The organism is Oceanicaulis sp. UBA6590, assembly GCF_002433705.1.
GTDB lineage: Bacteria > Pseudomonadota > Alphaproteobacteria > Caulobacterales > Maricaulaceae > Oceanicaulis.
The window spans coordinates 1-18,236 of sequence record NZ_DJIQ01000003.1 but is presented as its reverse complement, the minus strand read 5'-3'; the positions used below and the strand labels follow the sequence as shown (position 1 = coordinate 18,236).

Annotated in this window: 23 protein-coding genes and 1 pseudogene; 13 read left to right on the top strand and 11 right to left on the bottom strand. The window is 64.2% G+C overall.

Annotated elements, in window-relative coordinates; all coding sequences use genetic code 11:
• Position 1 precedes the first annotated feature (1 nt).
• Together rcdA and B2Z70_RS00845 are read right to left on the bottom strand one after the other, a co-directional pair.
• Complete coding sequence (rcdA, locus tag B2Z70_RS00850; RefSeq protein ID WP_009802013.1) at positions 2-514, bottom strand: protease adaptor protein RcdA; 513 nt, start codon at positions 512-514, stop codon at positions 2-4.
• Positions 515-596: 82 nt separating this feature from the next.
• The gene (locus B2Z70_RS00845; RefSeq protein WP_009802012.1) at positions 597-797 is read right to left on the bottom strand and encodes a DUF1192 domain-containing protein; all 201 of its coding nucleotides are present in this window, start codon (positions 795-797) and stop codon (positions 597-599) included.
• A gap of 68 nt (positions 798-865) precedes the next feature.
• On the opposite strand from B2Z70_RS00845, the gene B2Z70_RS00840 reads away from it, so the two are divergent.
• The 5 genes from B2Z70_RS00840 to B2Z70_RS00820 all read left to right on the top strand — a co-directional run bounded on the left by B2Z70_RS00840 (position 866) and on the right by B2Z70_RS00820 (position 6,286).
• Entirely contained in the window at positions 866-1,849 is a 984-nt protein-coding gene (locus B2Z70_RS00840; protein ID WP_009802011.1) for an NAD(P)H-quinone oxidoreductase, read from the top strand.
• Positions 1,850-2,000: 151 nt separating this feature from the next.
• Complete coding sequence (locus B2Z70_RS00835) at positions 2,001-2,660, top strand: DUF1013 domain-containing protein (RefSeq protein WP_009802010.1); 660 nt, start codon at positions 2,001-2,003, stop codon at positions 2,658-2,660.
• Between the two features lie 149 nt (positions 2,661-2,809).
• Positions 2,810-4,966, top strand: coding sequence for a TonB-dependent receptor (locus B2Z70_RS00830; protein ID WP_009802009.1), 2,157 nt, complete (start codon positions 2,810-2,812; stop codon positions 4,964-4,966).
• Between the two features lie 10 nt (positions 4,967-4,976).
• Positions 4,977-6,110, top strand: a complete 1,134-nt coding sequence (locus B2Z70_RS00825; RefSeq protein ID WP_009802008.1) for a PepSY-associated TM helix domain-containing protein — start codon at positions 4,977-4,979, stop codon at positions 6,108-6,110.
• Complete coding sequence (locus tag B2Z70_RS00820; RefSeq protein ID WP_009802007.1) at positions 6,107-6,286, top strand: hypothetical protein; 180 nt, start codon at positions 6,107-6,109, stop codon at positions 6,284-6,286. The genes B2Z70_RS00825 and B2Z70_RS00820 overlap by 4 nt, the downstream gene beginning before the upstream one ends.
• On the opposite strand, the gene B2Z70_RS00815 is transcribed toward B2Z70_RS00820, so the two are convergent.
• From B2Z70_RS00815 to B2Z70_RS00805, 3 genes are all read right to left on the bottom strand, one after another.
• Positions 6,283-7,101, bottom strand: a complete 819-nt coding sequence (locus B2Z70_RS00815) for an SDR family NAD(P)-dependent oxidoreductase (RefSeq protein ID WP_009802006.1) — start codon at positions 7,099-7,101, stop codon at positions 6,283-6,285. The genes B2Z70_RS00820 and B2Z70_RS00815 overlap by 4 nt on opposite strands.
• 88 nt (positions 7,102-7,189) lie before the next feature.
• On the bottom strand, positions 7,190-8,056 hold the full coding sequence (locus B2Z70_RS00810) for a tetratricopeptide repeat protein (protein WP_156776188.1): 867 nt from the start codon (positions 8,054-8,056) through the stop codon (positions 7,190-7,192).
• 84 nt (positions 8,057-8,140) lie between these two features.
• A complete protein-coding gene (locus B2Z70_RS00805; protein ID WP_009802004.1) occupies positions 8,141-8,311 on the bottom strand; it encodes a DUF465 domain-containing protein in 171 nt (56 codons plus the stop codon).
• 124 nt (positions 8,312-8,435) lie between these two features.
• Here B2Z70_RS00805 and B2Z70_RS00800 point away from each other — a divergent pair, with 124 nt between their 5' ends.
• The 3 genes from B2Z70_RS00800 (at position 8,436) to B2Z70_RS00790 (ending at position 9,836) form a co-directional block, all read left to right on the top strand.
• Positions 8,436-9,023 carry a UbiX family flavin prenyltransferase gene (locus tag B2Z70_RS00800; protein WP_292979982.1) on the top strand — a complete coding sequence of 196 codons (588 nt, stop codon included), beginning with the start codon at positions 8,436-8,438 and terminating at the stop codon, positions 9,021-9,023.
• Positions 9,020-9,505, top strand: coding sequence for a TIGR02444 family protein (locus tag B2Z70_RS00795; RefSeq protein ID WP_009802002.1), 486 nt, complete (start codon positions 9,020-9,022; stop codon positions 9,503-9,505). The genes B2Z70_RS00800 and B2Z70_RS00795 overlap by 4 nt, the downstream gene beginning before the upstream one ends.
• A 121-nt stretch (positions 9,506-9,626) precedes the next feature.
• The gene (locus B2Z70_RS00790) at positions 9,627-9,836 is read left to right on the top strand and encodes a YdcH family protein (RefSeq protein WP_009802001.1); all 210 of its coding nucleotides are present in this window, start codon (positions 9,627-9,629) and stop codon (positions 9,834-9,836) included.
• 10 nt (positions 9,837-9,846) lie between these two features.
• Here the strand turns inward: B2Z70_RS00790 and B2Z70_RS00785 are convergent, their stop codons facing one another.
• Positions 9,847-10,578 (bottom strand): GGDEF domain-containing protein, encoded by a 732-nt coding sequence (locus B2Z70_RS00785; protein ID WP_040612548.1) that lies wholly within the window; start codon positions 10,576-10,578, stop codon positions 9,847-9,849.
• A 228-nt stretch (positions 10,579-10,806) separates the two neighbouring features.
• Between B2Z70_RS00785 and arsH the strand changes: the two genes are divergently transcribed.
• The 3 genes from arsH (at position 10,807) to B2Z70_RS00770 (ending at position 13,183) form a co-directional block, all read left to right on the top strand.
• Positions 10,807-11,508: an arsenical resistance protein ArsH gene (arsH, locus tag B2Z70_RS00780; RefSeq protein WP_009801999.1), complete on the top strand. Its 702-nt coding sequence runs from the start codon at positions 10,807-10,809 to the stop codon at positions 11,506-11,508.
• Positions 11,509-11,596: 88 nt separating this feature from the next.
• Positions 11,597-12,106, top strand: coding sequence for a 5-(carboxyamino)imidazole ribonucleotide mutase (purE, locus tag B2Z70_RS00775; protein WP_009801998.1), 510 nt, complete (start codon positions 11,597-11,599; stop codon positions 12,104-12,106).
• Between the two features lie 3 nt (positions 12,107-12,109).
• Positions 12,110-13,183, top strand: a complete 1,074-nt coding sequence (locus tag B2Z70_RS00770; protein WP_009801997.1) for a 5-(carboxyamino)imidazole ribonucleotide synthase — start codon at positions 12,110-12,112, stop codon at positions 13,181-13,183.
• A gap of 6 nt (positions 13,184-13,189) precedes the next feature.
• On the opposite strand, the gene B2Z70_RS00765 is transcribed toward B2Z70_RS00770, so the two are convergent.
• Positions 13,190-13,864: a COQ9 family protein gene (locus tag B2Z70_RS00765; RefSeq protein WP_009801996.1), complete on the bottom strand. Its 675-nt coding sequence runs from the start codon at positions 13,862-13,864 to the stop codon at positions 13,190-13,192.
• A 141-nt stretch (positions 13,865-14,005) separates the two neighbouring features.
• On the opposite strand from B2Z70_RS00765, the gene rpsU reads away from it, so the two are divergent.
• Positions 14,006-14,311, top strand: coding sequence for a 30S ribosomal protein S21 (gene rpsU / locus B2Z70_RS00760; RefSeq protein WP_009801995.1), 306 nt, complete (start codon positions 14,006-14,008; stop codon positions 14,309-14,311).
• Between the two features lie 125 nt (positions 14,312-14,436).
• Here the strand turns inward: rpsU and B2Z70_RS00755 are convergent, their stop codons facing one another.
• Together B2Z70_RS00755 and B2Z70_RS00750 are read right to left on the bottom strand one after the other, a co-directional pair.
• Positions 14,437-15,906 carry an ABC transporter permease gene (locus tag B2Z70_RS00755; protein WP_009801994.1) on the bottom strand — a complete coding sequence of 490 codons (1,470 nt, stop codon included), beginning with the start codon at positions 15,904-15,906 and terminating at the stop codon, positions 14,437-14,439.
• 2 nt (positions 15,907-15,908) lie between these two features.
• The gene (locus tag B2Z70_RS00750; protein WP_009801993.1) at positions 15,909-16,856 is read right to left on the bottom strand and encodes an ABC transporter ATP-binding protein; all 948 of its coding nucleotides are present in this window, start codon (positions 16,854-16,856) and stop codon (positions 15,909-15,911) included.
• 119 nt (positions 16,857-16,975) lie between these two features.
• Here B2Z70_RS00750 and B2Z70_RS00745 point away from each other — a divergent pair, with 119 nt between their 5' ends.
• Positions 16,976-17,377, top strand: coding sequence for a DUF1499 domain-containing protein (locus B2Z70_RS00745; RefSeq protein ID WP_009801992.1), 402 nt, complete (start codon positions 16,976-16,978; stop codon positions 17,375-17,377).
• On the opposite strand, the gene B2Z70_RS00740 is transcribed toward B2Z70_RS00745, so the two are convergent.
• Both B2Z70_RS00740 and B2Z70_RS00735 read right to left on the bottom strand, forming a co-directional pair.
• Positions 17,374-17,880, bottom strand: a complete 507-nt coding sequence (locus tag B2Z70_RS00740) for a DinB family protein (RefSeq protein WP_009801991.1) — start codon at positions 17,878-17,880, stop codon at positions 17,374-17,376. The genes B2Z70_RS00745 and B2Z70_RS00740 overlap by 4 nt on opposite strands.
• Before the next feature lie 152 nt (positions 17,881-18,032).
• A pseudogene (locus B2Z70_RS00735) lies at positions 18,033-18,236 on the bottom strand (SAM-dependent methyltransferase); the annotation flags it as partial.

Here is an 18,236-nt window from a genome sequence, read left to right as displayed (position 1 = left end):
TCTAGCTATCGCTGAAGGCGGCCGAGAGCTGGGAGAGCTGGTTGGCGACCGGGTTCTCGACCGGCTTGAGCTCGGCCTCGAACAGCGAGTCGTCCAGGCGCATCAGACGTTCATGCAATTCGCGCGCGCGCAGCGCCAGATCCCCGAGGCGCGGCGGACAGGGATCATCCCCGGCCGGCCAGGTCGGCGGGCTGAACTTGTTGGGCGAGAGGCGATAGCGCTCCTCGGCGGCTTCGCGCGGGCTCATATCGCCCTCGGCGACGGCGCGCTGGGTCAGGAGCCAGGACGCGCATTGCATCAGCTGGGTGGTCAGCCCCATGGATTCAGACGCATATGCCAACGCGCCCGAGCGGCCCAGACGCTTGGCGTCATCCCGGCCGGGGCCATCCAGATAGGCCGCAGTTTCCTCCACCAGATCCATGCCGTCACGGAACAGACGGCGGAACATTTCGGAATCCGCAAAATCGGAAACCCGAGCGGCGGTGCTGGCGGCGTGAGGCGTGACCGGGGTCATGGCAGTATCCGTTCTGTCTCGTTACGCGTCATCTCAAGAGTGTGTACGAACTCTTAAGCAAGGCTGGGGCCAGTCTCGCCCGCTAGTCTCCGCCTGGGGTCTTGAAAAAGGCTTCCGCTGCTGAGAGGCCGGCCTTCTTCTGCTTGATCGCCGCTTCGGTCCGTCCCATTTCCTGACGTAAGACTTCAAGCCGTTCGGTGAGCTGTTCGACACCCAGTTCGCTCAGATCCTCGCCGGGGACCAGCGCTTCATTGCGGGAGGTCAGCGGTTCATCGTGAAACATGGCGTCGCTCTCCTCATTGGCGGACAGGACGACAGATACTAGTGCATTAACCCTCGGGAGTCCCGTTCATGAATCCGATTTCATCACGCATCGTCACGGCGCCGGAACCCGGCGGTCCCGAAAAGCTGGTGGTCAAACAGGTCGAACTGGCGCCGCCGGCTGCCGGTGAAGTGCTGATCGATGTGGCGGCGAGCGGGATCAACCGGCCTGACGTGTTCGAACGGATGGGGTTCTATCCGGCGCCGGACGGCGCGCCTGAAGGACTGGGCCTTGAGGTGTCGGGCACGGTGCGCGCTGTGGGTGACGGGGTCACTCGCTACAAGGCGGGCGATCCGGTGGTGGCGCTGGTGTCAGGCGGCGGCTACGCCGATGTCGCGCGGGCGAAGGCGGGCAGCGTCCTGCCGGCGCCGAAGGGCGTCGACCTGGTCGAGGCCGCGGGGCTGCCTGAAACCGTCTTTACGGTCTGGACCAATGTCTTTGACGCCGGCGCGCTCAAGCCCGGCGAACGCCTGCTTGTTCATGGCGGGGTCAGCGGCATCGGCTCCACCGCCATCCAGATGGCCAAGGCCCAGGGCGCTTATGTGATCGCCACCGCCGGCGGTCCGGACCGGGCGCAGGCCTGTCTCGATCTCGGCGCGGACCGGGCGTTCGACTATCACGCCGAGGACTGGTCCGCTGCGATCAGGGCGGAAGGCGGCGCCGATGTGATCCTCGACATGGTCGGCGGCGACTATGTGCAGAAGAACCTCAATTGCCTGAACCGGTTCGGGCGCATCGTCATGATCGCCTTCCTCAAGGGCAGCCGGGTCGAGCTGGATCTGATGGGATTGATGCTCAAGCGCCAGACCCTGACGGGCTCGACCCTTCGCTCACGCTCTGATGAGGAGAAGGCCGATATCGCCCAAGCGGTTCTAACGCATGTCTGGCCCTGGATCGAGGCGGGCAAGGTGCGTCCTCTGATCGATTCCACCTTTGCTCTTGATGACGTCGCCAAGGCGCATGCGCGGATGGATGCGGGCGGCCATGCGGGCAAGATCCTGCTGATTCCCTAGCGTGACAGGGGTGTTTCCAGCGCGTGACAAGCGCGCTATAAGGAGGGTCACACTCTCCCTCTTCATCGTGAGTACGAGATGAGGGGCGGTCGACGGAAACAACCCGGCGGTCCGCGCCGGGTTTTCTTTTGTTTCGTGTACGAGGACTGACATGGCCGAGATTCTCATGCCCAAGGCGACGGCGGTCTGGCTGGTGGACAACACCGCGCTGAGCTTTGAACAGATCGCTGATTTCACCGGGCTGCACCATCTTGAGATCAAGGGCATTGCGGATGGCGATGTGGCGGCTGGCGTGCGCGGTTCCGACCCGGTCGCATCCGGCCAGCTCGATCGCGCTGAACTGGACAAGGCGGAAGCGGACCCGGCCTACCGGATGACGGCCTCCAAGCCGAAATACGCCGAGCTTCAGGAACGCAAGAAAGGCCCGCGCTACACCCCGCTGTCGCGCCGCCAGAACCGTCCGGACGCCATCGCCTGGCTGGTGCGCAATCACCCCGAGCTGACCGATGCTCAGATCTCCAAGCTGATCGGCACCACCAAGACGACCATCGAGGCGGTGCGCGAGCGCACGCACTGGAATTCGCCCAACATCAAGCCGACCGACCCGGTGACGCTGGGGCTGTGCACCCAGATCGATCTGGATGCTCAGGTCTCCAAGGCGTCCGCACGTCGCAAGCAGATGGAAGAGGATGGCCAGGTCATCATCGAGGAGGACACCCTCAAGCCGGCCGATGATCAGGACATGGATTCAGCCAATGCGCCGACGACGCTCGACGAGCTGTTCGGCAAGCCCAAGGGCGACAACGAATAGACCTTGCATCACCCTGAAGTTTCGAAAGCCCGGCTGTTCAGGCCGGGCTTTCCTGTTTGCGGCAGGCGCAGCCGTGCAGAAGAATTGACCCGCTCTTCTTTGATTGATAATCACTCTCAAAATCAATCAAGCCTGCGAAGGGTCTTCCCATGTTCAAGCTCCATGCCCTGATGGGCGGCGTCGCGCTGTCTGCGCTTGTGCTCTGCGCTCCCGCCTCCGCCCAGACTGCCGATGATGCACAGGACGTCATCATCGTCACCGGCTCTCAGGTGGAGCTCAATCAGGTGTTCGAGGGCGGTCAGGTGGCGCGCGGCGCCCGCAACGGTCTGCTGGGCAATGTCGATTTCCTGGACTCCCCTTTCACCACCACCGCCTACACCGCTGAGCTGATCGAGAACCAGCAGGCGCGGGGCATTGGCGACGTCCTCGCCAACAATCCGCAAGTGCGTCTGGCCAAGGGCTTCGGGAACTTCCAGGAGCTCTATGTCGTCCGCGGCTTCCCGGTCTATTCCGATGACATGACGCTGAACGGCGTCTACGGCATCCTGCCGCGCCAGTATGTGGCGGCTGAACTGGTCGAGCGCGTTGAAGTGTTCTCTGGCGCGAATGCGTTCCTGAATGGCGCGGCCCCGGGCGGCTCCGGCGTGGGCGGGGCGTTCAACCTGGTGCCCAAGCGCGCCGGTGAAGACGATCTCACGCGCGTCACGCTGGGCTTTGAAGGCCGCTCCCATGGCTATGCCGCGCTCGATCTGAGCCGCCGGTTCGGCGCTCAGGACGAGCTGGGCGTGCGTTTCAACGGCGCGCTGCGTGATGGCGAGACCGCCATCGAGGATCAGGACCGCTCCCTGAACCTCTTCACGCTGGGGCTGAGCTATGAAACCGATCGCATCCGCCTGTCTGCGGACCTAGGCTGGCAGGACCACCATATTGACGCGCCGCGTCCGCAAGTGACCCCGCTGGGCGCCATTCCGTCCGTGCCGGATGCGGATGTGAACTACGCCCAACCCTGGACCTATACCGACGAGCAGCAGCTGTTCGGCGTCGTGCGGGCCGAGATGGATTTCAGCGATGTCGTCACGGGCTGGCTGGCCGTGGGCGCCCGCGACGGGGAAGAGGAAAACGTGCTCGCCAATCCGAGTGCGGGGGCGTCCGGCGTCACTTCGGCCTATCGCTTTGACAATGCGCGCGTGGATCAGGTGATCAGCGCCGATGCCGGCCTGCGCGCCGATGTCTGGACCGGCGAGATCGGTCACCGTCTGGTGGCGTCTGTCTCCGGCATTCACAGCGAGTCCGACAATGCCTACGCGTTCTCCAATTTTGCGGGCTTTGCGGGCGATCTGAACGATCCCTTCGCCGCGCCCCAACCGGCGGCGGACTTCTTTGTCGGGGGCGATCTCGATGATCCGGGCAAGACGGAAGAAGTGACCAATTCGAGTTTCGCCCTCGCCGACACGATGAGCCTTCTGGACGGCCGGGTGCTCGCGACCCTGGGGCTGCGCTGGCAGACCATCGACACGGCGAGCTTTGACTACAACACCGGAGCCGAGCTGAGCGCGTATGATGATGATGCGATCACCCCGGCCCTTGGCGTGGTCTATCGCGCCTCTGACGCCGTCTCGCTCTACGCCAACTATGCCGAAAGCCTGCAGCCGGGCCAGATCGCGCCCGCAAGCTCGGGCGGCGTCGTGATCGTCAACGCCGGCGAGGTGCTCTCTCCCTTCCGCGGCGAGCAGATGGAAGCGGGCATCAAGTATGACGGCGGCAATTACGGCGTCACTGCGAACCTGTTCGAGCTGACCCAGCCGAACGCCATCGTGGTGGGCGACCGCTTCACCGATGATGGCGAGCAGCGCACCCGCGGCGCCGAGCTGACGGTGTTCGGCGAACCGGTCGAAGGCCTGCGCCTGATCGGTGGCGCGACCTGGCTTGAGTCCGAGCAGGCCAGAACCCAGGGCGGTCTCAATGAAGGCAATGCGGCTGTGGGCGTGCCGGAATTCCAGGCCAGCTTCAACGCGGAATGGGACGCCAGCTTCCTGCCGGGTCTCGTTCTCGAAGGGCGCGTGATCTATACCGGCGAGCAGTACGCCAGCGCGGACAATACGCTGGAAATCCCCGCCTGGGCGCGCTTTGACGCCGGCGTGCGTTACAGCTTCGAGGCGCAAGGTCATCCGGTTGCCCTGCGCGCGCGGGTGGAGAACCTGCTCGATGACGACTATTGGGCCTCGACCGGCGGTTATCCGGGCGCGAACTATCTGGTGCAGGGCGAGCCGCGCACCGTTCGCGTGTCGGTGAGCACCGACTTCTAGGCGAGGCGAGATGTCCCGATCGGCGATCCGGATCTGGAGCGGCATTCACACCTGGACGTCCCTGGTGTGCACGCTCTTCCTGCTCATGCTGTGCGTGACCGGATTGCCGATCATCTTCCATGACGAGTTCGAGGCGGCGCTGAACCCGTCCGAATTCACGCCGGGCAATCCCGACGGCCCAATGCTGGATCTCGATCAGATCCTGGATCGCTCGCTGGAAAACCGACCGGGCGAAGTCCCGCTCTTCATGAGCTTTGACATCGACCGCCCCGTGGTGAACGTCACCACCGGGCCGACGCCGGATGCGCCGGGCGGGGCGATGTGGTTCGAGCGGTTTGACCAGACGGACGGCTCCATCGTCGCGGCTCCCGCCGACGCGGGCGGGATCATGGATTTCCTGGTCCAGCTGCATACCGACATGTTCCTGGGGCTGCCCGGCAAGCTGTTTCTGGGCGCCATGGGGCTCAGCTTCCTGCTCGCCGTTCTTTCGGGCGTGGTGCTCTACTGGCCGTTCATGCGCAAACACCGGTTCGGCATGCTGCGGCTGGAGCGGTCCGCGCGCACCCGCTGGCTCGACTATCACAACCTTCTCGGCGTGATCACGCTGGGCTGGGTGATGGTTGTGGGCGGCACCGGAGTGATCAACACTCTCGACGATGTCATCTACGGCTATTGGCGCGACGCCGCGCTTGCGGATCTGATCGCCGAGTATCCTGATCGCGCTGTCCCGTCGCCGGATGAGATGGCGTCGCTCGATCAGGCGGTGACCGCCGCGATCGAGGCCGCACCGAACATGACCTTGCAGTTTGTGGCGTTTCCGGGCGGGACCTTCTCGACGGACTTCCACTACGCCATCTTCCTGCATGGCGACACGCCGCTGACCGAGCACCTGATTGCGCCGGTGCTGGTGGATGCGGTGACAGGCGAGGTTGCAGGCCTGCGCGAAATGCCCTGGTACGCCAAGGCGCTGGCGCTGTCTCAACCCTTGCATTTTGGCGATTACGCCGGCCTGCCGCTGAAGATCCTCTGGGCCCTGCTCGACCTTCTGACCATCGTGGTGCTGATCAGCGGGCTGTATCTGTGGGCCGTACGCAAGGGCTATCTCAGGGGCGCCCGCCGCAGCTCTGCAGAGGTTCCGGCATGAGCCGGTTCTGGCGCGTCTTCGGCTGGCCGCTGGTCATCCTCGGGATCAGCCTGGCCGGGCTGGTCCTCTCCCTGATCGGAAATGGCGTCTGGGATGCGGCGGGCTGGGTCGGCCTGTTCAGCCCGCTCGCCATCCTGGTCTGGGCGCGCTTTGTCCGCGCGCGCTCAAGGACCTAGTCCTCGTAGTCCTCGGGCTTCATCGTGTAATTGAGCGCCAGACGCCCGCCATCGGCGTAGATGCATTCGCCGGTGATGTAGCTCGCATCCTTGTTGGCGAGGAACCAGGCGACGCCTGCGATTTCGTCGGGATCGCCGAGACGGTTGAGCGGTGTGCGCGACAGGATGCGCTGCATGGCCTCGCGGTCATCCGCGACCGCCTTGAGAATGTCGGTGTTGATCGAGCCCGGCCCGATGGCGTTCACCCGCACGCCCCAGGGCGCCAGCGCCAAGGCCATGGACTTGGTCATCTGGTTCAGCGCGCCCTTGCTCATCGTGTAGGCAAGCTGGTCGGGCAGGGAGACCACGGCGTTCACCGAGCTCATATTGATGATGGCGTAGCGCTTGCGGCAGTCCTCGGCGCGGGTCTGTTCGTCCTCGATCTGCTCGATCATCTGCTTGGACGCGGCCTTGGCCACTAGGAAGGCGCCGCGCAGATTGACGTCCATCACGGCATTGAAGTCGTCAAAGGACAGATCCAGCACATCGCCCTTGGCCAGGGTGGCGGCGTTGTTGATCAGGATGTCCACCCGGTCAAAAGCCGAACGGGTCTCGGCCATGAGGTTGGCGACGGCCAGCTTGTCGGAGACATCACAGCTGACGAAGAGCGCGCGCTCCTTGCCGGCGTTCAGGGTCTCCACCAGCGCTTCGCCCGCCTCATCATCAATATCGGCGACCACGACGCGCAGGCCTTCCTCGACGAAGCGTCGGGCGCAGGCGGCGCCAATGCCCTTGGCGCCGCCGGTGATGATGGCCACGCGATCAGATACGGCCATGAGAGATCTCCACTTCCCAAAATCGGCGGCGATCAAACAGCCGCCGGACGGTTCTGTAAACCGCTCAGTCAGTCACCATCGACAGGGCTCAGGGCGTGTTGTTGAAAACCCGCTCATAATCAGCGGTCACTTCAGGATCATCCGGGGCCTGCTCGTGAGCGAGGGCGAAGAGGCGGCGCGCCTCTTCGGTCTCCCCGATCTGCTCGAGCGCAGAAGCGAGCGAATGGGTGATCGAGCCTTCCTCGGGCGCAGCCTCGGACGCGGCCCGGCAGGTGGACAACCCGTCCGCAGCGCGACCATCCTTCACCAGCGCCCAGCACAGCGCATTGAGCGCACCCGGATCCTCGGGGGCGAGCGCGACAGCTTCGCGGGCATCCTCGACCGCCATTTCAGTGAGCGCCATCTCGACGAAGGCGGCCGAGCGCCCGATCCAGGCCGACGCATAATCGGGTTCGGCGCGCACGGCGGCGTCAAAGGCGGCGACGGCCTCTTCGGGGCGATGAAGATCAAGATAGGCCGAGCCCGCCAGCACGGCGGTGAAACCGTCTTCCGGAATGCGCGCCAGGGCGATCTCGAGATCGGTGATCGCGTCCTCGGGGCGGTCAAGCTGCAGATAGGCGGCGGCGCGATTGCGGCGGATCAGCGGATTGTCGACATCCCCGTCATTGGCTTCGACCAGCGCGAAGATCTGGTTGTAGGCGATCAGCGCCTCTTCGGAGCGGGTCGCGGCCAGGTAGGCGGCGCCCAGGCGCGCGCGCAATTCCGCTTCTTGCGGCCAGTCATAGAACTGGTCCGCCAGACAGGCTTCAAAGGCCTCAATGGCCGCTTCGGCGTCATTGGCGGAGAGGGCGGCATAACCGTCGGGGCAGATCTCTTCGCGAGACTGGGCCTCAGCAGCGGCCATGGACAGGCAGACTGCTGCAAGAATCGTCAGAAGGCGGACAGGTTGAAGCACGGTCGGATTCGATCTCGGCAGGGGTCAAAAGAAAAGGGCGGACGTAATGTCCGCCCTTTGCAATCAGGCTAGCAGCTCGCGCCGTTATTGTCGTCGTCTGAGCGCTTCGATCTCTTCTTTAAGTTTAAGTTTCTGTTTTTTAAGGGAGGCGATCTGCAGGGTGTCGGTGGAAGGGCGTTTCATTTCTTCGACAATCAGGTGGTCCAGTTTGTCGTGGCGGGCGTCCAGTTCACGAATACGCGCGTCAGTGGCCATCAATGCCTCCCTTGCTGTAGGACGTACATTGAACCATTTGATAGCGCGGTCTGACAATTCAAATTCGATTGCGACATTTTAACGGAGTTAACTCGCAGTGACGGATGTGACGCCTGATCGGCTCGTGGTTGGAATTTCTGGCGCTTCGGGCGTGATTTACGCCATGCGCGCTCTCGAGGCGCTCCGGCAATTAGGTGTGGAAAGTCATGTGGTGGCCTCCAAGGCGGCCGAAATGACCTTGTCCTACGAGCTGGGAGAGAAGCCCTCGATCCTGCGCGATCGGGCGAATTATCTGTACAAGCAGGCCGATGTGGGCGCTTCGATCGCTTCGGGGTCCTTCAAGACCCGCGGCATGCTGATTGCGCCCTGCTCGGTGCGCACGATGAGCGAGATCGCCACCGGGGTCACGTCCTCGCTGCTGACCCGGGCGGCCGATGTGGTGCTCAAGGAGCGGCGTCTGCTGGTGCTGATGGTGCGAGAGACGCCGTTTCATCTGGGCCATTTGCGCACCATGACCCAGCTGACCGAGATGGGGGCCGTGATCCTGCCTCCCTTGCCCGCGTTCTATGCCCACCCCAAAAGCGTGGATGACATCGTCAACCAGTCCGTCGGCCGGGCGCTGGATCTGTTCGGACTCGATTGGGACGCGACCAGGCGCTGGGGTGAGGATCTCGAACAGGGCCGCCGTCCCCAGGCGCGGACGAACCGGTGAGCGCCTTCTGGAATTTCTCGGTCCGGCTGTACGCCCAGGCGGGCGTGAAGCCCGCCTGCCTGTCCTTGCAGGCGGCCGGCATGGACGTGAATGTCGGTTTGTGGATCATCTGGGCCTGTGTGAACGGACGCGATCCGGGACCGGCGCTCGGGCAGGCGGTGGAGCTGTCCGCCCTGTGGAGCGCACAGGTGGTCAAACCGCTGCGAAGCGCGCGGGACCATCTCAAGCATCCGATGGCGGGCGTGAATGCAGAGGCCGCCCTGAGCTTGCGCAAGAGCGTGCTCGCCGCCGAGCTCGAAGCGGAAAAACTCGAGCAGCACGGGCTTGAGGCTTTGACCCATGCCTGCCCGGAAACAGACGTTTCTGACCGGCGCGATCTGGCTCTGAAACGGCTGCAGGATTACGCCGCCCGGCTCGGTTCGAGTGCGGCGAGCGCAGGGGCGTTTGTGGAAAACGTTTTCGAGGCGACCAAAAATGTGTAATATGGGTCTCCTCGAAACGAAGTGAGCGCAAGCGTTACGCTCTGGCGCCCGAGGTTTTTTCGACAATCCACTCAGCCGGATGGGTCCGGCTTGCGTCTGATTGAAGAGGTCGGTCACGGCAATGGACGGCGAGTTCGACGAAACCGCGCTCAAGCGCAGGCTCGAAGATCTGCAGATCGAACACCGCACCCTGGATGAAGAGGTGTCGGCTCTGGCGGCGTGCGGCGTGTCCGACCAGCTCAAGCTCGTGCGTCTCAAGCGCCGCAAGCTGGCGCTGAAGGACGAGATCTATCGTCTGGAAGACATTCTGAACCCCGACATCATCGCCTAGGCGAGACGATCTAGCCTGTCGCGCGGGTCTTGCTGGCCTGTTTGTGCGCATACATGGCGGCGTCTGCGGCGGCCAGCGCATCTTCAGGCGCAACGCCATGCGACAGCGCATGCACGCCCCATGCGGCGCCGAGCTTGAGTGGTTTGCCGTTATGCGTGATCGAGGCGTCGGAGATCGCCTTTGACAGGTCGTTGGCCTTCTGGCGCGCTGCGCTTTCCGGCGTCAGGGTCAGCACGATGCCGAATTCATCCCCGCCCAGCCGGCCGACCGCATCGGTTTCCCGCACATGATCGGTGATCAGGTTGGCCACCTGCTCGAGCGCGGCGTCGCCTGCGGCATGGCCATGCTCATCATTGATCTGTTTGAAGCCGTTGAGATCAATATAGATCAGGCTCGACGGCGCGCCATGACGCTCCGCCAACGCCAGCGCTTTTGAGACTTCCCGCAAGAAGGCGCGGCGGTTGAAGACCGGAAGCAGGGCGTCCCGGTCCGCGAGACTCTCCAGATCACGAATGCGGCCGCGCAAGGCTTCGGTCTCGCGTCGCAGCTGGTCCACTTCGCCCATCAGGGACAGGAGGGCGCGCTGCACATTCGGGGTCAGCTCGGCTTCGGGCACGCCCATGATGGACGCGCTATCGGTGGGCGCACTCGTCCCCTTGGGCGCAGCAGACGTGCGCGGGGTCTCCTCACGACGACCCACCGGGCCGGCGCCAGCGAGCGGGCCGCCGGATCGAATTCGCATGTCGCGGGCTCCATGAGACTGGTCTCGCCCGTTAAGCCTCGGTGGTTGTGGTAAAAAAAACGTTCATTCTCGCCAGGTGGACGTCTGCCTGAACGGGCGGGTTGTGATTTCAGGCAGTCATGAATTATTGAAATGAGGGCGTCCCTGGTCATTATGAGGACATGTCGGCTCGATGAGGGTTGGCTGCGATCCTTGGAGAGCCCTGTGTCAGACCGTTCTGAAACATTCATGCCCAATCTGGTCGTGGAGCATGTTGCGCCGATCAACCAGGACGCGCTCGCCCCCTTGCGACGGATGACGCACAAGCCGCGCATCCTGCTGCTCTACGGCTCCTTGCGCGAGCGCTCCTTCTCACGGTTTGCGGCGCTGGAAGCCGCGCGTCTCTTGGAGATGTTCGGCGCCGAGACCCGCATCTTTCACGCGAACGGCCTGCCCCTGCCCGATGACTCCGAGGCGGACCACCCGAAGGTGGCCGAGCTGCGCGATCTGGTGACCTGGTCGGAAGGCATGGTCTGGTGCAGCCCCGAACGTCATGGCGCGATGACGGCGGTGCTCAAGGCGCAGATCGACTGGATTCCGCTGGCGATGGGCGCCGTGCGTCCGACCCAGGGCAAGACGCTGGCGCTGATGCAGGTCTCGGGCGGTTCGCAAAGCTTCAATGCGCTCAACCAGATGCGGGTTCTGGGGCGGTGGATGCGCATGATCACCATCCCTAACCAGTCCTCCATTCCCAAGGCGTTTCTGGAGTTTGACGAGGCGGGACGGATGAAGCCGTCCGGGCTCTATGACCGCATCGTCGATGTCATGGAAGAGCTGGTGAAGTTCACCCTGATGACCCGTGAGCAGGCGGACTATCTCGTGGACCGGTATTCCGAACGCAAGGAAAGCGCAGAGGAATTGATGGCGCGGGTGAACCAGCGTTCGCTCTGAATACAGTGCAGTCATGGGTTTTGCTTGACCGAAAGCGCGCCGCGGTTAAGTTGACGTGCTTTCCAATCGCCTGTCAGGCAAGGCTATTATGAGCGAAAGCATTTCGGGCGGCGCCAAAGCTGCTCCCATCTCCATCATCATGGGTTCACGGTCGGACTGGCCGACGATGAAGGCCGGCGCCGATCTGCTCGATCAGCTGGGCGCATCCTATGAGACCAAGGTTGTCTCTGCGCACCGCACGCCTGACCGTCTGGTGGCGTTCTCCAAGTCCGCCGCTGATCGCGGCGTGCAGGTGATCATCGCCGGCGCGGGCGGCGCAGCGCACCTGCCGGGCATGGTGGCGTCCATGACGCATCTGCCGGTGCTGGGCGTTCCGGTGCAATCGCGCGCCCTGTCCGGGCTCGACTCGCTTCTGTCCATTGTCCAGATGCCCGGCGGCGTGCCGGTGGGCACGCTGGCGATCGGCGAGGCGGGCGCGAAGAACGCCGCCATCATGGCCGCGTCCATTGTGGGCCTGTCTGACGATGCGCTGATGGAGCGCCTGAAAGCCTATCGGGCGTCACTGACGGAGTCGGTGGCGGAAACGGTCGAGGACTGATCCATGACCCAAGCGCTGGCGCCGACCTCGCGGATCGGCATTCTGGGCGGCGGCCAGCTCGGCCGCATGCTGGCCCTGTCGGCGGCCCGGATGGGGCTTGATGTGGTGATCTTCGATCCCGAGCCTGACTGCCCTGCGAGCCGTGTCGCCGCCGAGACCGTCACCGCCGCCTATGAGGATCTCGACGCTGTGGCGACATTCGCCGCCAGCGTGGATGCGGTCACCTATGAGTTCGAGAACGTTCCGGCTGAAACCGCCGCCGCCGCGGCGAAACACGCCCCGCTGCGCCCAGGCGCCATGGCGCTGGACGTCGCTCAGGATCGTCTGACCGAAAAGACCTTCCTCAATGATCATGACGCTGCGACGGTGGCGTTCCGGCCTGTAAGCACGCTTCAGGAACTGCAGACCGCGATTTCGGAGCTGGGTCTGCCCGCCATCCTGAAAACCCGCCGCTTCGGCTATGACGGCAAGGGGCAGGCGGTGATCCGCGAGATGGCGGACGCCGAGGACGCACTCGCCGCCATGAAGGGCCAGCCGGCCATCCTCGAAGCCTTCGCCGACTTCACCCATGAGCTGTCCATCGTGGCCGCGCGCGGGCTGGATGGGGCGGTGCGCGCCTACCCGCTGTCAGAGAACCGGCATTCGGACGGCATCCTGCGTGAAAGCCTCGCCCCGGCCCAAGTCAGCGACGAGACGCGGGCGACCGCGCTCGGCATGGCGACGCGGGTTCTGGATGCCCTCGATTATGTGGGCGTGATGGGAATGGAGCTGTTTGCGCTCAAGGACGGCTCATTGCTTGTGAACGAGATCGCGCCGCGGGTTCATAATACCGGTCACTGGACGCAGGACGCCTGCACGGTCTGCCAGTTCGAGCAGCATATCCGCGCAGTCGCAGGCTGGCCGCTGGGCGATCCCGCCCCGCATGCCTCGGCCCGCATGGTCAATCTCATCGGCCATGACGCGGACGCCTGGGAAGACTGGCTGAAAACCCCGAATGCGGTGCTGCATCTTTACGGCAAGCGCGAGACTCGCGAGGGCCGCAAGATGGGCCATGTGAACGTGCTGGGGCCGCTCTAGAGCCGCCTAGCGCGCCCGTCTGAACCCATAACGCAGATCACCCATCAAGCCGGGCAGGTCGGGCAGGTTTTTCGCCAGCTTGTTGACCTGACCCTTCACCTTCTCGAACTGCATGACATTGTCGATGCGGCGATCAAGGAATTCGGCGGTCTTCGTCCGGTCCTCGCTGTCGTCCTCGAGCCAGATCGCAAAGGTTGAGGCGTAGACGCCCGACAGAATCGCCCGCTTGGAATAGAAGTTCGCGTCGGTGCTTGTGTCCCCGATCGCGCTCCAGATCATGTGTGATGTGGCCCAGACGAGCCGGGCGCCGCGATCCAGACCATCTGGCAAAAGCAGTCGCGCCCGGGCGCGGGCGGCGGCCTCTTCATGGCCCTCATACTGCGCCAGACGGATCAGCACCGCCTGGCTGACCTTGTCGCGAATCCGGTTGGCGGGATTGGCCTCGATCTCGGCGCGGGCATTTGCGTCACAGCGCCGCGTCCAGGTCTCGATGACGTCGAGAATCCCTGCAGGGCAATACAGTTGCACCTCCCCCTCGCTCAGTCCGGCGTCCTGGGCGGCGCGGGTCAGCGTGGTCTCGCTCCAGCCGTCGAAGGCGGCGTTGGGCAGGGCGGCGTCCACCAGCGCGTCACGGGCGCGCTGGGCGCGAGAGGGGGCGGTGTTTTGTGCTTTTGCGGTCATGGCTGTATATTTAGTGCGCTCTGGGCCTGACGTCACGGGGCGTTTCGCCGCGCTCTACGCTGGACAGGGGCTCCCAGACCCGGTATATCGCCCGCCTCTGTTGGAAGCGATCCGGCGCGGACGGTGGAGCCACGCGGCTCTTTGGTTCGCGTGAGCTATACGGTCAAAGTTCCGGAGCGGGCCTTGACCACCTATTCGAAGGGAGAGATTACCATCGTCCAGATCGTCGTGCGCGATAACAACGTTGAGCAAGCGCTCAAGGCGTTGAAGAAAAAGATGCAGCGGGAAGGCACTTTCCGCGAGATGAAGCGCCGCAACCATTACGAAAAGCCGTCTGAAAAGAAAGCGCGCCAGAAGGCCGAGGCGATCCGCCGCGCCCGCAAACTGGCTCGCAAGCGCGCTCAGCGCGAGGGCCTGCTGCCGAAACGCGGCGGTGGTCGCCGCTAGAACGCTGCGCCGGGCTTAACCGCTCCTAAGCAGACACGAAAAACCCCGTACGCCCAGCGTACGGGGTTTTGCTGTGTCGGCCCTGGCCGGGCGGTAGGCGAGGCTCAAGGCCTGAGGCGATCGCCTCAGGCCTTTTTCTTGCCGCCCATCTTCAGAAGCTTGCGAACGGAATCCGCATTGGCCTGACGCAGGGCGCCCTGACGGAACACCGCGGCCGCTCCCCACAGGACGATGAGGGTGGTCACCACCATCAGCGCACAGGCGCTCAGCAGCTCCCACAGGGGCGGATCGGTGGGCAGGCGCGCCATCATCACGAAAGGCGTCCACAGCGGCACCCAGGAGCCGATCTGGATGACCATCGAGTCGAGCGCATCGATCGAGAACACGATGATCAGCATGGGCAGCATCAGGATCCAGATCACCGGTCCCATCAGCGTCTGGGCGTCCTGCAGGGTGTCGCACAGCGAGCCCATGGCGAGGAAGATCGCGCCATACATCAGATAGCCGCAGGTGAAGAAGAACAGGCCGGCCAGCAGGAGGCCCGGATCAAAGACCGAGGTGAGGAGCTCCAGAAGGTCCGGATCGAGCGCCGCGATGGCCGAGCCGCCCAGCGTGCTCAGCAGCACCCCGACCCCGCCCCAGACGGCGAACAGGGTGACGGACACGCCCGCCACGCCCAGAAGCTTGCCGATCAGGATGTCCTCGAGGCGGGCGGTGGACAGCAGCAGCTCGATGATCTTGCCGCCCTTCTCCTCGATCATGGAGGTCAGCAGCATGTTCGCCACCGAGAACACCGCCATCCACAGGATGAACGCCAGGCCGAGCGCCACGAAGAAGGGGGCGCGGTCGGCGAAGGTCACTTCCTCTTCCACGCCCGCTTCGCTGCGCGCATCCAGGCTGGTGACAAGCGGACGGATGTCGAGAATGGCGTCGATCTCGTCCGGGTCGAGGCCTTCGCTCACAAGGGCCTGCTCACGCATGTGCGCGCGGATGATGTCGCGCACATCGCCGCGGAGGTCGGAATTGGTCAGATTGGTCGACAGATAGACGACCTCCAGCCCGTTTTCGGCATGCTCGCGAATGAAGAAGGCGGCAAAGAGCGGTTTGGGGCCTTCAGGGGTCTCGATGGTCTGATCGCCTGAGAGATAGGGACGCAATGCGTCCGCGGTCCGGGCTGGCGGTTCGACCTGGACGGCCTTGGTGCGACCGGCTTCAAGCGCGCTGGCGGCGTCAGACAGGCCCACGGACTGCAAGGCGGCCTCGGTCTGGCTGACCCCGTCAGGGTCTTCGTCAAAGATGGCGAGGGCGCGCTCTGCGGCCTCATCCCCGCCCACGCCCTGGGCCATCATCTCGATGGCCCCGCGGACCTGGGCGCGACGTTCTTCGATGCGGGCCTGCTCGACCAGCTGGTCGAGCCGCTGCCCGGTCTCGTCGATCACGCTGAAATAGCGCACCGGCTGGCTGGACTGGATGAGGGCGGGCGTCACCCCGCCAATCGTGGCGAAGATCGGTACGGCCAGCAGCGAGAGCCAGAAGCCCCAGGTGGCGACATAGGAGAGGTATTCGCGGCGAGCGATCAGATAGGCGGCGCGCATGATCAGGCCTCCTGACGGAGTGTTTCGACCGCATCCTCGCCCACAAGGGCGACAAAGGCGTCGTGAAGATGGGGACGGCGGGGCTCGAAGCGGGTCAGGGGAACGCCGGCCTGCACACAGGCGCGCAGCACGTCCTGGGCGTCCACGCCCGGCTTGAGCGTGAGCAGCAGGTTCGCTGAACCATCCTCGTCGGGCGCGAGCGTCTCGATCTCGCCCATGGGCGAGACGACCTCGGCGAGGTTTGACCCGGCCGACGCGCCCAGGGTGACTTGCCGGGGCACGCGCGCCAGCGCTTCGTCCACGCGCCCGTCAAACACCTTCCGGCCGCGCGCCATCAGCACGATGCGATCGCACAGGCGCTCGGCATGCTCCATCACATGGGTGGAGAACAGCACGGTGCGGCCCGCCTGGGCCTGCTCGCGGATCACCTGCTCGAGCATGGCCTGGTTGACCGGGTCCAGACCGGAGAACGGCTCGTCGAGGATGATGAAGTCCGGCTCGTGAATGATGGCGGAGATGATCTGGATCTTCTGGGCCATGCCCTTGGAGAGTTCCTTGATCTTCTTGGTCGCCGCTTCCTTGAGGCCGAAGCGTTCAAGATAGACCAGCGCCCGGCGGCGGGCCTCGCCCGCAGACAGGCCCTTCAGCCGGGCGAAGAACACGATCACGGCCTCGGCGGTCATCTTGCGATAGACGCCGCGCTCTTCGGGCAGGAAGCCCACGCGGTCCATGCTCTTCGTGTTGGGCGCCTGGCCGAACAGCTTCACGGCGCCGCTATCTGGAACGATCACGCCCAGCGACATGCGCAGGGTTGTGGTCTTGCCGGCGCCGTTCGGGCCCAGAAAGCCCGTCAGCTCGCCCTTGCGGGCCTGGAAAGACACGTCCTGTACGGCCGGTTTGCCGCCGAACGTCTTGCTCAGGCCTTCGACCTCAAGCGCGTACTCAGTCATGAGATTGGATGCTCCCCGAACTCTTTGGTTCATCTTTAGGGTGATGCGAGCGTGTAATCCAGTTACGAATGGGGTCAGGTGAATCGCGCGCGACGGGATCGCGCAGGAGGAAAACCGCCATGGCTGACAGACCCTTCCCGCTGGATTTTGCGACACTCGCACCGGATGCGCGGCCGCGTCGATGGCTGGTCCTGCCAGAAGGCTTTGACGCCTCCGCGCAGCCTGATCAGATCAGCCCGCATTTCAAGGTGAAGCCGGAGGTCCTGCTGGTGCGCTTCAAGGCGCTGGCGCTGGAACAGCCCCGGGTGACGCTGGTGCGTGAGACGGAGGGGCAGGTCGAGCTGGTGCAGCGCTCAAGACTGTTCCGGTTCCCCGACTACATCACGGCCGAGGCCATGGAGACGGATGGCGGCTCGGCGCTGGCGATCTATTCGCGGGCGGTGATCGGCTATTCCGATATCGGCGTGAACCGAAAGCGCATCATGGCCTGGCTCGACGCGCTGAGCGCGCAGCTCGGCTAGGCCGTCGGCAGGGCGAAATACAGCAGGTCGAGGGAGGGCGGCTCGGCCACGCCCAGCTGGCGCAGGATATGGGTCGCCTGACCGCGATGGTGGGTCTGGTGATTGAACACATGGGTCAGGACCACGCCGAGCGGCAGGGCCTTGGCCTCGCCGCGCGTGTTCACATACTCAAGAATATCGTCCAGCTGCTCGGGCTTCACCGTCGCGGCATAGTCCATCAGCCGCTTGTCCTCGACCTCGCGGGCCTCTCGCAGGTCCGAGAACTGCTCGAACAGCACCGTGTCGAGCTTGGCCGGCGCCTCGCCTTCGCCGGTCAGGCGCTTGAGCCAGATCCGGTCCGCCGTGAGAAGATGATTGAGCGTACCGTGCAGGCTGGTGAAATACGCTTTCACATCCCGCTTGCGCTCGAAATCGGTCAGCGCCGTGGCCGCATCGTAAAGGCGTGCATTCGCCCAGGTGTTATAGGCCGCCATGCGGGACGGGTGGCTGTAGAGCATCGCCATGTGTCATCACTCATTCAGACGCCGGACCAGACGGGCGCACGGATCATTGTAGACGTCCGGTCTGGCGCAGAGCCAGCCCGGCAGACGCCTCAGAGGCGTATCACCCTGTTATTGACCGAAGATAAAACTGTAAAGGCGGCGGACACCCCCGCCTATCGTATGAGGGCGACGCCCGCATAGTTGAAGCTCGCAAATTTCGGGCTCTTGGGCAGATAGTCCGCTGTCATCTCGGCGATGGAAAAACCGGCCGCCTCGATGAGCTTGTCCGGTTGTCGCGTCAGATGACAGCCGCCGCCAATGGGTTTCCAGACCGGTTCGATGATCTTCTGCCAGCGTTGGACGCCGGTATCCGGCGC